We start from the raw sequence: 13,554 nt of genomic DNA, 5'->3' as shown, positions 1-13,554 counted from the left end.
TATATATTTACGTTTTAATTTCAATTATTTATTCATTTACTTTAACCATTGCTGGTCTTAAAACGCGGTCTTTTAATTTATAACCACTTTGTAATTCTTCAGTAACGACACCTGATTCAAAATCAGGATTGTTATCTTGCATAACTGCTTGATGAATATTTGGATCAAATGCTTGATTGTATGATTCAATTTCTTCAAGTCCATTATCTTTTAATGATCTCAATAAATCATCATAAACCATTTGAACGCCTTTTTTAAATGTTAAGAAGTCTTCTGAATCTCCTTCTTGTTTTAAAGCGCGATCCATATTATCAAGTGCCGGCAAGACATCAGTCAATACTCTTTGTGATTGATAATTTTTTATAATGTCTGATTCTTGTTTCATTCTACGTTTATAATTTTCAAATTCTGCATATAAACGTAAATATTTTTCTTCTTCTTGTGTTGCTTTTTCTTTTAATTGTTCGAGTTCAGCTTCCGGAATTTCGACAACCTTCTCCTCTACTGTCTCTTCAACATTTTCAGATGTTTCTGTTTCATTTACTTCAACATCTTCAGTTGCAACAGATTGAGCATCTTGATTCGACTCGTCGAATTGTTCATTTTGCTTTTCTTCCGTCATTTCATGCCCTCCATTTTCTTTCCTTATTTAAAAATGATTCAGTAATTGAATCACTTTATTATAATGCATTGCAGTTGGACCTATAACAGCTAAATGGCCAGTTATATCGCCGGAAATTTCATAATTTGTACTGACAATCGAAATACCTTGTAAGTCTTGATTAATTTCCTGTCCAATTTTGACACTTATAGAATCACTAGATGTTTCATTTAAAAATTGAGCGATGCGTTCAGATTCTAAATATTTTAATATTGATTGAATCATCGTTACGTTATTTACATCCAACGCTTCAATAAGGTGCATCTTTCCACCTAAAAACATCTCTTCACTTTGATCATTAATTTGCGTTAATAGCGCGTGTCTAAACTTCTTAATGAAGTCTTGATCAATAAAGGATAACGTTAATGATTCTAACGTGTTTATCATTGTAGTTAAAGCATTTTGCTTAAAGTGTTCATTTAAATAGTTCATCATCTTCTCAAGTTGTTCTTGTTTGAGTGATTCACTAATTTGAACATGAACCTTCTCAACATAGCCATCAGAAAATACAATGACGCTCATTAGATGAGTAGGATTGACTCTTACGAAATGAATTTCAAATATATGTCTCGAAAATTTATTTGGCCCCAGTACAACAGTCGTATAATGTGAGCGATTTGAGATTTCAAGCGCTAGCCATTTAAGCATCGCATTCACATCATATTGATGTTCATCATGATATTCATTAAACCAATTTATATTTTTCTTACTTTGGGACTTTGACTTTAGTAATTGATTTACATAGTACCTTATCCCTATTTCAGATGGTACACGACCAGAAGATGTATGTGTCTTCTCTAATAGGTCTAATGATTCAAGTTGTTTCATCTCATTTCTAACTGTAGCTGGACTGATTGGCAATTGATGCCTTTCAATGATCGACTTAGAACCAATTGGTTGTCCTAACTCAACATAATCCTCAACAATTACATTAAGTAATTGCAATTGTCTCTCAGTAATCATGTCATCACCTCGATTAGCACTCTCTAACTCCAAGTGCTAATTACAATTTATCAAATTGGTCAAAGAAAGTCAACGTTAAACCTTTGATTTTTTAAAATCTTTTATTCTAACTTAATAAAAAGCGTTCAAACACTTCATTCCCAATGACTTGTCCTCTTTCGGTCAAAAATAAATAGTCATTTTCATCCGCTAAAAGTCCTTGAGTAACTAATTCATTAATCTGATTACCGAATACATCATTAATAGTTTGATCAAATTTTTGATTGAATTTTGATTTAGATACACCCTTCGTCATACGAAGTCCTAAAAACATCTCTTCTTCCATTTGATCTTTCAAAGTTACTTCGCTACTTTGTAATCTCGGCAATTCTTTATTTGTCACTTTTTTAATATATTGATTAACTGGATTTATGTTTCCGTATCTAACACCATCTATATAACCATGTGCACCGGCACCAAACCCATAATAAGATTCATTTTTCCAATACACCATATTATGCAATGATTCATGACCCGCTTTAGCAAAATTCGATATTTCATATTGTTCTAATTGAGATGATTGCATCTTTGCTTTTAAATGTTGGTACATTTCTTCACCTAAATCTTCATTAGGCAATTTTAACTTTCCTTTTCTATAAAGATTATAGAATTGAGTCTTCGGTTCTAGAATCAACGCATAACTAGAAATATGATCAACATTTAATGCTAATGCTTTATTTAATGAATCATCGAATTGCTTTAATGTTTGCCCTGGCAAATGAAACATTAAATCTAGACTGACTGAGCCTATATTATGTTTTCTAGATAAGGACACTGCTTTTTCTATATCATTACTTTGATGTGTTCTACCTAATACTTTTAACAGTTCATCATCAAATGTTTGCACACCAAGAGAAAGTCTATTAACACCATATTGTTTTAATAATTTAATTTTTCCTTCAGTTAATTCATCTGGATTTGCTTCGAAAGTATATTCTTTAGTAATTACAAACAACTCATTAATCGCTATTAATAACCGTTCTAATTGTTCTTCTGAAAGTGCAGTCGGTGTTCCCCCACCGACAAACATCGTTTCAACAACTTCATCTGTTCTCGAAGACATTTCTTCAATTAAACAATCTAAATATTCATCAACAGGTTGGTTTGCAATATAAAATTTATTAAAGTCACAATAAGTACAAATTCTCACGCAAAATGGTATATGAATATATACACTTTTAGCCATTTTAAATGCTCCTTTTAAAAATAGAGGCTGGGACACATGTATTGTCTCAGCCTCAATATCTTCTTATTCTTCGTCCATTTTAAGTACAGCAAGAAATGCATCTTGTGGTATTTCTACATTACCAACAGATTTCATTTTAGCTTTACCTGCTTTTTGTTTTTCAAGTAACTTACGTTTACGACTAATGTCACCACCGTAACATTTTGCCAATACGTTTTTACCCATAGATTTAATATTAGTACGTGCTACAATCTTATTTCCAATTGCCGCTTGTACTGGTACTTCAAATTGTTGTCTAGGGATTAAAGTTTTTAATTTATCTACGATTGCTTTTCCACGATCATAAGCAAAGTCTTTATGAACTATGAAACTCAATGCATCAACTTTATCCGCATTTAATAATATATCCATTTTAACTAATTTACTTTCTTGATAACCTATTAATTCATAATCAAAAGATGCATAACCTTTAGTGTTTGATTTTAATTGGTCAAAGAAATCAAATACAACTTCAGATAATGGAATTTCATAAATAATATTCACACGAATATCATCTAAATAATCCATAGTTTTGAAATTACCACGTTTCTTTTGGCATAATTCCATAACAGCACCAACATAATCATTTGGTACCATCATCGTTGCTTTTACAAACGGTTCGTAAATTGTATTAATTTTTTGTGGATCAGGGAATTGTGACGGATTATCAATTTGTACTTTCTCACCATCTGTTAATTCACACTCATATATAACTGAAGGTGCCGTAGCTATTAATTCAATATTAAATTCTCTTTCAATTCTTTCTTGAATAATCTCCATATGAAGTAATCCTAAGAATCCAGTTCTGAAACCAAAACCTAAAGCTTGTGATGTCTCAGCTTCGAACTCTAAAGAAGCATCATTTAATTGAAGTCTTTCTAATGCTTCTCTCAAATCATTGTATTTACTATTGTCTATTGGATATAGTCCACAGAATACCATTGGGTTCATTTTTTTATAACCTTTTAATGGCTTTTCAGCTGGTCTATCCGCTAATGTAATTGTATCACCGACGTTAGAATCCCCAACATTTTTAATAGATGCAACAATATAACCAACATCCCCGACAGATAACGATTGTACTGGCAATTGTTTAGGTGTATTTATACCTACTTCATTTACTTCAAACGTTTTACCAGTAGACATCATTTGAATCTTATCTCCAGCCTTCACCGAACCTTCAACAACTCTTATTGATGAAATTACACCTCTGTACGCATCAAATGATGAATCAAATATAAGCGCTTGTAATGGATTATCAGGGTCACCTTCAGGAGGTGGTACCATTTCCACTACTTTTTCTAAAATATCTTCTATTCCGATATTAGCTTTCGCACTTGCTAATACAGCATCACTTGCATCCAAACCAATAACATCTTCAATTTCTTGTTTTACTCGCTCAGGTTCAGCAGCAGGTAAATCAATTTTATTGACTACAGGAATAAGTTCCAAATCATTATCTAATGCTAAATAAACATTCGCTAACGTTTGTGCCTCGATACCTTGGGCAGCATCAACAACTAAAATAGCCCCTTCACAAGCTGCTAATGAACGTGAAACTTCATATGTAAAATCGACATGCCCCGGTGTATCAATTAAATGTAAAATATATGTTTCTCCATCTTTAGCTGTATAATTCAGTCTTACAGCGTTTAGTTTGATGGTAATACCACGTTCTCTTTCAAGATCCATTGAATCCAACAATTGATCTTTCATATCTCTTGTTTCGACACTTTTCGTGTTTTCTAAAATTCTATCAGCTAATGTTGATTTTCCATGATCAATATGAGCTATGATTGAAAAGTTTCTAATTTTATTTTGGCGCTCCAGGCGTTTAGTTCTGTCCATTTGAACTCCAACTTTCTCATTAATTTTACATTTCTAGAATGTAATACGCATCTTTGATATGATACCGTCTTTACGAAATAATTGCAAACGTATTATCAAACCACCAATAAAGTGGTATGCTATACAAGGAATGTGTAAATAATGATTGCACTTATGCCCCACATTTGATAAAATATTTTTTGTTGCAATCAAATAATCTTTGATCACGGACAACATATTTAGGAGGTGACTCTCATGCCAAACATTAAATCTGCAATTAAACGTGTTTCTACAACTCAAAAGAAAGACGCTGCAAACATTTCACAAAAAAATGATATGCGTTCTGCTGTTAAAGCTGCAAGAACTGCTATCGAAGATAATGCTGATAACAAAGGTGAATTAGTTTCATTAGCTGTTAAGAAAGTTGATAAAGCTTCTAAAAAGAACCTTATTCATTCAAATAAAGCTGATAGAATTAAATCAAGCTTAATGTCAAAAGCTAACTAATTAATAAAAGTCTGGCGCATGTTATACATGCGTCAGACTTTTTTATATTCTTAAAATAAAAAGTTCTAAAATAAGGACTTTATCCATATATGATGACTTTAAGTCATAATCAGTTTCTGCACATAAATCAATTGTAGATAATAGTCTATCTAATGATAAGTTTCTAACCATCCTAAGCGCAAGTTTGACTCTATATGGATGTACACCTATTGTTTTAGCAATTTGCTGTTCACTATAATGTTTATTAGCTAATATTTTACACTGATAATACAATCGATAATTACTAGTAATCAATGCCAATAATTTAATTGGTTCTTCTTTCATATTGATTAAATCTTTTAGTAAATTAATTGATTGTTCTTTTTTACCTTTTTGAATATATTCAGTAAGTAAAAAGACATTTTGTTCTAATGAGCGACTAACAATATCTTTCACATCTTGTTTATTTATAACTGCTTCGTCCCCTATAAACAAAATCAATTTATCTAGTTCAGCTTTTATAATATTAAATTGAATCCCTGTAAGTTCAATAAAAGTAACTAAAGCATCTTCTTTAATATCCTTATATTGTTCGTTCAAATACGATTTTATCCACTGCTTCATTTCTTGTTCAGTCATTTGTTCGATCTTATTTAAACGCGCATTTTTTTTAACTGTTTTAACTAATTTTTTTCTTTCATCTAACTTCTCATTAAATACATCTAGTACTACTAAAGTTTCTCCATCATATTGTTCAATAAAATCGATAAATTGATCAACATTTTGGTTAATATTATTCGTTACTTTTTCACCCGTGAAAAGATAAGCATTTTTAATATGTACTACTTTTTTATCTGAGAGGAAAGGCAAAGTCAACGCTTCTTCAATAGCATTTGAAATTGGAGTTTCATACAAATCAAATTTCACATAGTTAAACTCATCACGTTCACCCTTTAAATATTGGTTAATAACCTCTTCTGATTTCTTCTCAATTAATGAATGAACAGCGCCATAATTCAACACAAGATTGTCTTTCAAGTTAAGTCTCCCTCTCTTATAATGTTCTAAATAAGTATAGCATTTTTAAAGTTAATATCATATAATGAATGTAAGTATAGGAGGGAGTCATATGAACAGATTTGAAGGTAAGAATACTCAAGGGCGTAACAATGATGTTAAAGACTCTGGATTTGGATTTATAGTTGCTTTCTCATTCTTTGCGGTAATTTATATTATTGCACAAGTCTTTAGTCTACTTCCAAATTAAATAATAAATGACGACATCATTTATTTTAAAAACACACAAAAATCTCAATGATTTTTGTGTGTTTTTTTATTATATTCGATTACACCTGTAGTCATCATCATATGATTTCGTTCGAATGTAAAAGTGATCATCCCTACATCTTGCGTGTTGTATATTTTACATTGATTCGCTTTAAGTGTATTAATTGTTTCTATTTTAGGCAAACCATATTTATTGTGTCTACCTGCGCTAATGATGCACATTTTCGGTCTTATATGCGATATAAATGACTCACCTGAACTCGTTAAACTACCATGATGACCAACTTTAAGCACATCATATTGATTACTTAATTGATCTTGTATATGATTTTCAACTTTCTGCGTTGCATCTCCAGTAAATAATAACTTTTTATTAAATACATTCATTTCGGTTACTATAGATGTTTCATTTTTATCTTCATGATTTTCACTTTGCTGATTAAAGAAACGATAAGTTGTTTCCCCTACTTTTAAAGTCTCAAGTTGTTTACTATCAATGATTTTCGTATTTGATTTTACAACATTTTGTAAAATCATTTGGAGTTCTTTTGTATTCCAAGTATTTTCATTAATAATTAGGTTCTTAATGATAATTCTTTCACTAAGTTTTTGTAGTTCACCCATATGATCTAAATGAGGATGAGTAATAATAAGATAATCTATCGAATTGAATCCTTGTTCATTTAGCTCAGGTACAATCACAGAATCTGTATAATTACTTTGTTTCAATCTTTGTTTCCACTCTTCTTTAGGTGATTTTAATTTACCACCAGTATCAATCATTACTACTTTATTAGTATCAAAATGATAATTAATCATTGCATCACCTTGTCCTACATCTAAAAATTTGACCATAACTTTATCGGATTTAAAGTTGATAGACACACACATCAACATAACTAAAAATAGAACAACAGCTATAAACAACCGTTTTTTCACAATAAAATAACACATTACAATAATAGTAACTAATAGGATAAAATAACTAAAGCTGTTCAAATTTCGAACGACAAAGTCTTTAATTGGCAATAAGGCTATCCATTCAATTAAGGAAATAGTTTCACTTAATAATGATTCAACAATGAAAATGATAAAAGATGGTACATTACCAAAAATCACAAATAAGATCATAAAAAACATTACAATCGGAAAAATAATCAATTCAAATAGTGGGATAAAAAGAAAGTTAGTGATAAAACCGAGCCATTGAAAAGCATTAAAATGTAGTATTAAAATAAATAGCGAGGATAATTGACATATAAGATTAACGATTAGAATTTTATAGAATAAATTAAATGGTTTAATTATAGGAATTGCAAGAAGTAAAAAAGTTGAAATAATATATGATAATTGAAAACCAATATCGTGGATTGTATTTGGAGAAATAATTGTAAATAAAATGAATGTTATTGATAGAATCTGTAATGAATCAAGATATGTCATTTTTCTTATAATCATAAATAACATAACAACACCGACCGCTCTCAATACACTCGGACTCATTCCCGTCATAACTGCATATATCGGCAACAAGAAAAACACTATCAGCTCTGCATGTTCATATTTAATATTGAATTTTAGCAATAGCCTAAATAAAAATACATTCACTAATGCGACATGTGAGCCACTCACTGCATATAAATGATAAATACCTAATTTTTTTAATTGTTCCCTTCTTTCATCGGTTAAATATCGTGTTTCACCCAAAGATAGAGCAATAATATCATCGATATGTTTCATCGATGACTTTTTCAATTTTAAAATGAGTTGCTCTCTATATTGTTGTATATGTTCAATTATGTTTAAAGATCTTGAAGAACAGTCTGCAATAAAAGCATTCTTCACATTTAAAACACCATCAATTTGATTTTGAATAAGATATTCATTGAAATTGAATTTCAGTGCATTTGTATTAGGTAATATTTCGCGTTGATTGTAAGTTATATAACAATTTTTAAAGATAGGTGGCGCTTGCTGAAATTGCTTCTTTTCTTGTGGTGATTTAAAGGAGTAATATACTTTATAAGTCTTCCCTTTAATATCACCTATCATTTCTAATAAATCACCATTTATTTTAACTTGATCATTAAATTGAATCATATTTGAAACACTAATATTTTTAGAATCTTTATTAAAACTTTCCATCTCAGATAAAGATATTTTCGGATAAATATACAAACCTAACACTAAGAATATAAAACATGTAACAATCATATTTAAGTCTCGAAACTTTATATAACAACTCGTCAGAATACAAATTATAATAGATAGACTTACATACAAATTACTATGCATTAAATAACCGGTAAGGAGAAATAATGCAAAATAAAACCACATTTGTTTTATTAATCCTTAGTTTAAGTATTTAACAATGTCTTCTGGATGAAAATTAATTTTCTCCACGTGGACACCAGATTGTTTCAATAATTGAACTGCATATGTATGGTTATGATAATCATCTGCATAATAAATTCTCTTAATACCTGCTTGAATAATTGACTTTGTACAATTCAAACATGGGAAGTGCGTCACATAAATCGTTGCTCCTTCTGCAGAAACACCTAATTTCGCACATTGAAGGATTGCATTCATTTCGGCATGAATCGTTCTAATACAATGCCCTTCTACGACTAAACAGCCATTATCTATACAATGTTCTTCACCAGAAACGGAACCATTGTAACCGCCGGCGATAACACGATTATCTTTCACGATTGTTGCTCCAACAGAAAGACGCTCACATGTAGATCTTAACGATAACAAATGACTTTGCGCCATAAAATACTCTTTCCATTCAATTCTTTCCATAATGTATCATCCTGCCTTTCATATACTTTCATTGTAATGAGAAATATAGTCAAATGCAATTTCAATTTAATACAATAAATTCTTTTAAAGATTCTATCGTTTTGTCACCAAAGCCTTTAACTTTCTTCAAATCTTCAATTGATTTAAACTCTCCTTCAGCTTCTCTTGTTCTCACAATCGATTCTGCCTTACTCGGACCTATTCCAGGAAGTTTCTCAATTTGTTCTTTCGTTGCTGTATTGATATTCACTTCTAATTTATTTGATTGCTCTGATGCTAATTGTGTAGGTGGCGCTGATTCCCCAACTATTGGTATATAAATATACATTTGATCTTTAAGTTTTTCAGATAAATTAATTTTCGATAAATCAGCATTTGATTTTACTTGTGCTTTCTGCAACACATCATTAATTCTATCTGTCGTTGTCATCTTATAGGTATTTGGAAATGATACTGCACCTTTAACATCTACGACAACATCTTTCACTGTATCTTCATTTTTAGAAATATGCTCTGTTTCTTTGTTAGATTTCGATATTTGATTATTTTCTATTTTGCTATCTTGCGCTTGATTCATTGAAATCATATTCTCATCTTCATTGTCAGCATTTCCTATTCCAAATAAGCCTTTAATGATTACAAAAACTAATATTATGCCTACAAAAACAAAATGCTTATACATTTTAATCCATTCTATTATTTTTTTAACGTTATCCAAAAAAACACCTCCTACATAATTATGCACTAACCCCAGGATGTGGGAGTAAAATAAAAACACTTTCGTTGAATTCATATTAAAATGAATTTATACGGAGGTGTTTTTTCTATGAAAAGAGTGGCATATTCAGTTGAAACAAAATATAAAGTAGTAGAAATGAAACTTAAAGGATATAGCGCAAGAGAAATAATGGATGCTTTAAATATTAAAAATGAATCTCAAGTTAAAGTGTGGTGGAAATGGTATAGAAATGGGGAAACACATAGATTCAATCAACAAGTAGGTAAACAATATTCCTATGGAAAAGGAAATGAAGAATTTAGCACTGTTGAAACACTAAAAATTGAATTAAAGCGCAAAGAAGTAGAAAATGAAATTTTAAAAAAGTACAAGGAATTGGAAAGGAAGTGGTCCCAGAAGTAGTTGTTGAATTAGTAAATGAATTGAAATCTAAATATACAGTGAAAGTCATTTTAGAAGCTTTAGATATTCCAAAATCAAATTATTACAGATGGAAAAACAAAGATTTCAGTATATCTGAGGATGAACGAGAAATTATAGAACTATGTAAGAAACATCGTTTTACATATGGTTATAGAAAAATAACTGCCTTGTTAAATAGAAAAAATAATAAAAAAATTAATCACAAGAAAGTACAAAGGATTATGCAAAAACATAAATTAAATTGTAAAGTACGCGTGAAGAAATCGAAAAGACCAGGAAACCCATATTATAAGACACATAATCTATTGAATAGAAATTTCAAAGCAGAGAAACCTTTAGAAGTACTTTTAACAGATATCACTTATTTACCCTTCGGGAATACAATGTTGTATCTTTCATCTATCATGGATGCTTACAATGGTGAAATTGTGGCATATAAAATTGGTAAAAACCAAAATCAAGAATTAGTAAATGAGACATTAAAACAACTTCAATTGGAACCAGGAGCTATATTACATAGTGATCAAGGAAGTGTGTATACTTCTTATGAATACTATGCCCTATGTACAGAAAAAGGCATTACCAGAAGCATGTCCCGTAAGGGAACGCCAGCTGATAATGCCCCAATAGAATGTTTTCATGCCTCTCTAAAGTGTGAAACATTCTACTTAAACAGTGAGCTTAGAAGCTCTAATACTATTGTAATAGATATTGTCGAAAATTACATTGAAAACTATAATAAAGTTAGAATTCAACAAAAACTAGGCTACTTATCCCCTATAGAATATAGGAAATTAGCAGCCTAGAAAATAGTGTTTTTATTGAGCTCCCTTAGTAAGGGTGCAGTGCCATTAAACGTAAGAAGTGCTTTTTATTTCTTATTTTTGAGCCACAAAAAAGTGTCTATCTCCATTTTCATCGAATGTATTGATATCAAAATCAGTAAAAGTATGTTTAACTTCAAAACCAGCAAACTCTAGTAACTGCTTATAAAGTGATGGTTCATACGTACATTGATAATGTTCTTCATCAAATCGTTCATACAAGCCATCTTCTCGTTCAACAAAGAATGACATTTGATGATATACACTATTTGGCTCATCACCTGAAATTGCTTGCCATGTTAACATTAATTGTTCTGTTTCATCAATATAATTTTGATTATTAAATTGATGGTTCATTTTATTAATTGAATGCACATCAAAAATAAGTAAACCGTCATCCTTTAAATATTGATTTACATAGTTGAACACTTGTAAAACATCTTCCGGATCAGTTACATAATTAAGGCTATCACAAAAAATTGTAATCACATCATATTGTTGTGGTAAATCTAAATCTCTCATATCTTGACAATACCATTTAATATCAGGATTTCGTTTCTCTGCAATATTTAACATATCTTCACTCAAATCAAGTCCACTTACATGTCCGAATTCAGTGAGTTGTGCAGTTAGTCTCCCTGTACCACACCCGATATCAAGAATTTCGTTAGTCGGATTTACTACGTAATGTCCAACAATTTCTTTCCATTTATCATAAGGTTGATCGTTAGTTAGAAGGTCATAATAATCGCTCATACGATCATAAGCCATTAATGTGATACCTCATTTAATGTAATAAGTGGTGCATCTTTATATAATCTTTCAAGATTATAGTAATCTCTTTCTTCTCTATGGAAGACATGTACAACAACGTTACCTAAATCAATTAAAATCCATCTTGCTTCATTAAATCCTTCTAACCTTTTTACTTGAACATCATTCATTTCTGCTTCGTCTTTTACGTTTCTAGCAATTGCTTGAACTTGTTTATCACTATTTCCGTGACAAACAACAAAATAGTCAGTTATATCACTAATACCTTGCATATCAATTGCTATAATATCTTCAGCGCGTTTATCATCACACGCGATTAAACTTTTTTCCATTAATTCTTGAGCGTTCATTTAACCATTCCTTTATTGTTCTGAATGTAAATTATAATAATTTAAACATTCAATAGTTTTTAAATGTACAGTTTTATCTTTACTAACAAGATGTAAAACAGTATTTTTTGAAATTTCGTATACTGCTTTATCTAAACTTTTTTCTTTGAATACAATATCTCTGATTTCATCAACACCAGGTTGTGTGCGTTTAGGTTCAATATAGTCAGCTATAAAAATAATTTTTTCAGTTTTATTCATTTGCGCTCTGCCTGTTGTATGGTTATAGATCGCATAATATATCTCTTCATCATCGATTTCATATAAGTCTTTCAATCGTGCTGCAGCAACTGGCCCATGTAATATTTCTGAACCATAACTTAATAAGTCTTGGCCTAAGTCATATTCTGTCACACTTTGATACAATTTAGAAAGTTCTTCATATTTACATAGATCATGTAGAATACCTGCCAGTTCGACTTTCTTTGCATCACCATCGAACATTTCGGCTATCTTTTTTCCTGTTTCTGCAACTCTCATAGAATGATTATATCTTTTAGAAGGTAATGTATCTTCAACTAATTTAACTGCTTTTTTAATTTTCATACAATCGTCCCCTTTTTATATATGCTTCAATTCTTGGTGTCACAAACATCTTGATTGATTGACGATTTTTACATCTTTGACGTATTACAGTAGAACTTATATCAATTCTCGGCATATTTAAAGCAATCATACCTTGATTGACGTTTTGAGTATCAACTTCCCTATTTACAACTATGAAAATGAGCATTTCTTTTAATTCTTCAATGTGTTTCCATTTGTGTAAATGTTCGAATTGGTCTGTACCAATAACGAAATAAATTTGATAATCCGGGTAGTCTTGTTTAATTGATAGAATTGTATCGAATGTATAACTCGTGCCTTTTCTATTAATTTCACGTTGATCTATCTGACCAAATCCTAAATCTTCAATGGCTAATTCTAGCATTTTAACACGTTCTGACTCAATTAAATATGATTCATTATGTTCCTTCAATGGTGATTGATAACTAGGTAAGAACACAAACTCATCTGGTTTAATTAACTGATAAGCCTCACTCGCAACTAACATATGTCCAATGTGTATAGGGTTAAACTGACCGCCATATATCACTAATTTTTTCATT

The 13,554-nt window shown here is 30.4% G+C and carries 15 protein-coding genes; 3 read left to right on the top strand and 12 right to left on the bottom strand.

Annotated elements, in window-relative coordinates:
* Window positions 1–28: 28 nt before the first annotated feature.
* From grpE to lepA, 4 genes are all read right to left on the bottom strand, one after another.
* Window positions 29–622, bottom strand: coding sequence for a nucleotide exchange factor GrpE (gene grpE / locus P3U32_RS06010; protein ID WP_323704709.1), 594 nt, complete (start codon window positions 620–622; stop codon window positions 29–31).
* 27 nt (window positions 623–649) lie between these two features.
* Entirely contained in the window at window positions 650–1,624 is a 975-nt protein-coding gene (gene hrcA / locus P3U32_RS06005) for a heat-inducible transcriptional repressor HrcA (protein WP_323704708.1), read from the bottom strand.
* Window positions 1,625–1,730: 106 nt separating this feature from the next.
* Window positions 1,731–2,849: a radical SAM family heme chaperone HemW gene (gene hemW / locus P3U32_RS06000; protein ID WP_323704707.1), complete on the bottom strand. Its 1,119-nt coding sequence runs from the start codon at window positions 2,847–2,849 to the stop codon at window positions 1,731–1,733.
* A gap of 63 nt (window positions 2,850–2,912) precedes the next feature.
* Window positions 2,913–4,736, bottom strand: a complete 1,824-nt coding sequence (lepA, locus tag P3U32_RS05995; protein ID WP_323704705.1) for a translation elongation factor 4 — start codon at window positions 4,734–4,736, stop codon at window positions 2,913–2,915.
* 234 nt (window positions 4,737–4,970) lie between these two features.
* On the opposite strand from lepA, the gene rpsT reads away from it, so the two are divergent.
* A complete protein-coding gene (rpsT, locus tag P3U32_RS05990; protein WP_323704704.1) occupies window positions 4,971–5,222 on the top strand; it encodes a 30S ribosomal protein S20 in 252 nt (83 codons plus the stop codon).
* A 42-nt stretch (window positions 5,223–5,264) separates the two neighbouring features.
* Here the strand turns inward: rpsT and holA are convergent, their stop codons facing one another.
* Window positions 5,265–6,239 carry a DNA polymerase III subunit delta gene (gene holA, locus P3U32_RS05985; protein WP_323704703.1) on the bottom strand — a complete coding sequence of 325 codons (975 nt, stop codon included), beginning with the start codon at window positions 6,237–6,239 and terminating at the stop codon, window positions 5,265–5,267.
* Window positions 6,240–6,330: 91 nt separating this feature from the next.
* Here holA and P3U32_RS05980 point away from each other — a divergent pair, with 91 nt between their 5' ends.
* Window positions 6,331–6,468: a YqzM family protein gene (locus P3U32_RS05980; protein WP_323704702.1), complete on the top strand. Its 138-nt coding sequence runs from the start codon at window positions 6,331–6,333 to the stop codon at window positions 6,466–6,468.
* A 44-nt stretch (window positions 6,469–6,512) separates the two neighbouring features.
* On the opposite strand, the gene P3U32_RS05975 is transcribed toward P3U32_RS05980, so the two are convergent.
* The 3 genes from P3U32_RS05975 to P3U32_RS05965 all read right to left on the bottom strand — a co-directional run bounded on the left by P3U32_RS05975 (window position 6,513) and on the right by P3U32_RS05965 (window position 10,014).
* Entirely contained in the window at window positions 6,513–8,702 is a 2,190-nt protein-coding gene (locus tag P3U32_RS05975; protein ID WP_323704701.1) for a DNA internalization-related competence protein ComEC/Rec2, read from the bottom strand.
* Window positions 8,703–8,840: 138 nt separating this feature from the next.
* Entirely contained in the window at window positions 8,841–9,296 is a 456-nt protein-coding gene (locus P3U32_RS05970) for a ComE operon protein 2 (RefSeq protein WP_323704700.1), read from the bottom strand.
* A gap of 61 nt (window positions 9,297–9,357) precedes the next feature.
* Window positions 9,358–10,014: a helix-hairpin-helix domain-containing protein gene (locus P3U32_RS05965; RefSeq protein ID WP_323704699.1), complete on the bottom strand. Its 657-nt coding sequence runs from the start codon at window positions 10,012–10,014 to the stop codon at window positions 9,358–9,360.
* Between the two features lie 108 nt (window positions 10,015–10,122).
* Between P3U32_RS05965 and P3U32_RS05960 the strand changes: the two genes are divergently transcribed.
* Window positions 10,123–11,264 (top strand): IS3 family transposase gene (locus P3U32_RS05960; protein ID WP_323702460.1). Its coding sequence is split into 2 segments (ribosomal slippage): window positions 10,123–10,393 and window positions 10,393–11,264, totalling 1,143 coding nucleotides; the frame shifts between segments, so codons are not numbered across the junction.
* 72 nt (window positions 11,265–11,336) lie between these two features.
* Here P3U32_RS05960 and P3U32_RS05955 read toward each other — a convergent pair.
* Genes P3U32_RS05955 through nadD form a run of 4 tightly spaced genes read right to left on the bottom strand, consistent with a single transcriptional unit; the run spans window position 11,337 to window position 13,553 of the window.
* On the bottom strand, window positions 11,337–12,053 hold the full coding sequence (locus tag P3U32_RS05955) for a class I SAM-dependent DNA methyltransferase (protein WP_323704698.1): 717 nt from the start codon (window positions 12,051–12,053) through the stop codon (window positions 11,337–11,339).
* On the bottom strand, window positions 12,053–12,406 hold the full coding sequence (gene rsfS / locus P3U32_RS05950; protein ID WP_323704697.1) for a ribosome silencing factor: 354 nt from the start codon (window positions 12,404–12,406) through the stop codon (window positions 12,053–12,055). Before rsfS ends, P3U32_RS05955 begins: the two co-directional genes overlap by 1 nt.
* 12 nt (window positions 12,407–12,418) lie before the next feature.
* Window positions 12,419–12,991 (bottom strand): bis(5'-nucleosyl)-tetraphosphatase (symmetrical) YqeK, encoded by a 573-nt coding sequence (gene yqeK, locus P3U32_RS05945; protein ID WP_323704696.1) that lies wholly within the window; start codon window positions 12,989–12,991, stop codon window positions 12,419–12,421.
* Window positions 12,981–13,553, bottom strand: coding sequence for a nicotinate (nicotinamide) nucleotide adenylyltransferase (gene nadD / locus P3U32_RS05940; RefSeq protein WP_323704695.1), 573 nt, complete (start codon window positions 13,551–13,553; stop codon window positions 12,981–12,983). Before nadD ends, yqeK begins: the two co-directional genes overlap by 11 nt.
* Between the last annotated feature and the right edge of the window lies 1 nt (window position 13,554).

This window comes from Mammaliicoccus sp. Dog046 (assembly GCF_034039665.1).
Lineage (GTDB): Bacteria > Bacillota > Bacilli > Staphylococcales > Staphylococcaceae > Mammaliicoccus.
Note: the sequence above shows the minus strand (reverse complement) of the source record. Positions and strands in the feature narration are given on the sequence as shown.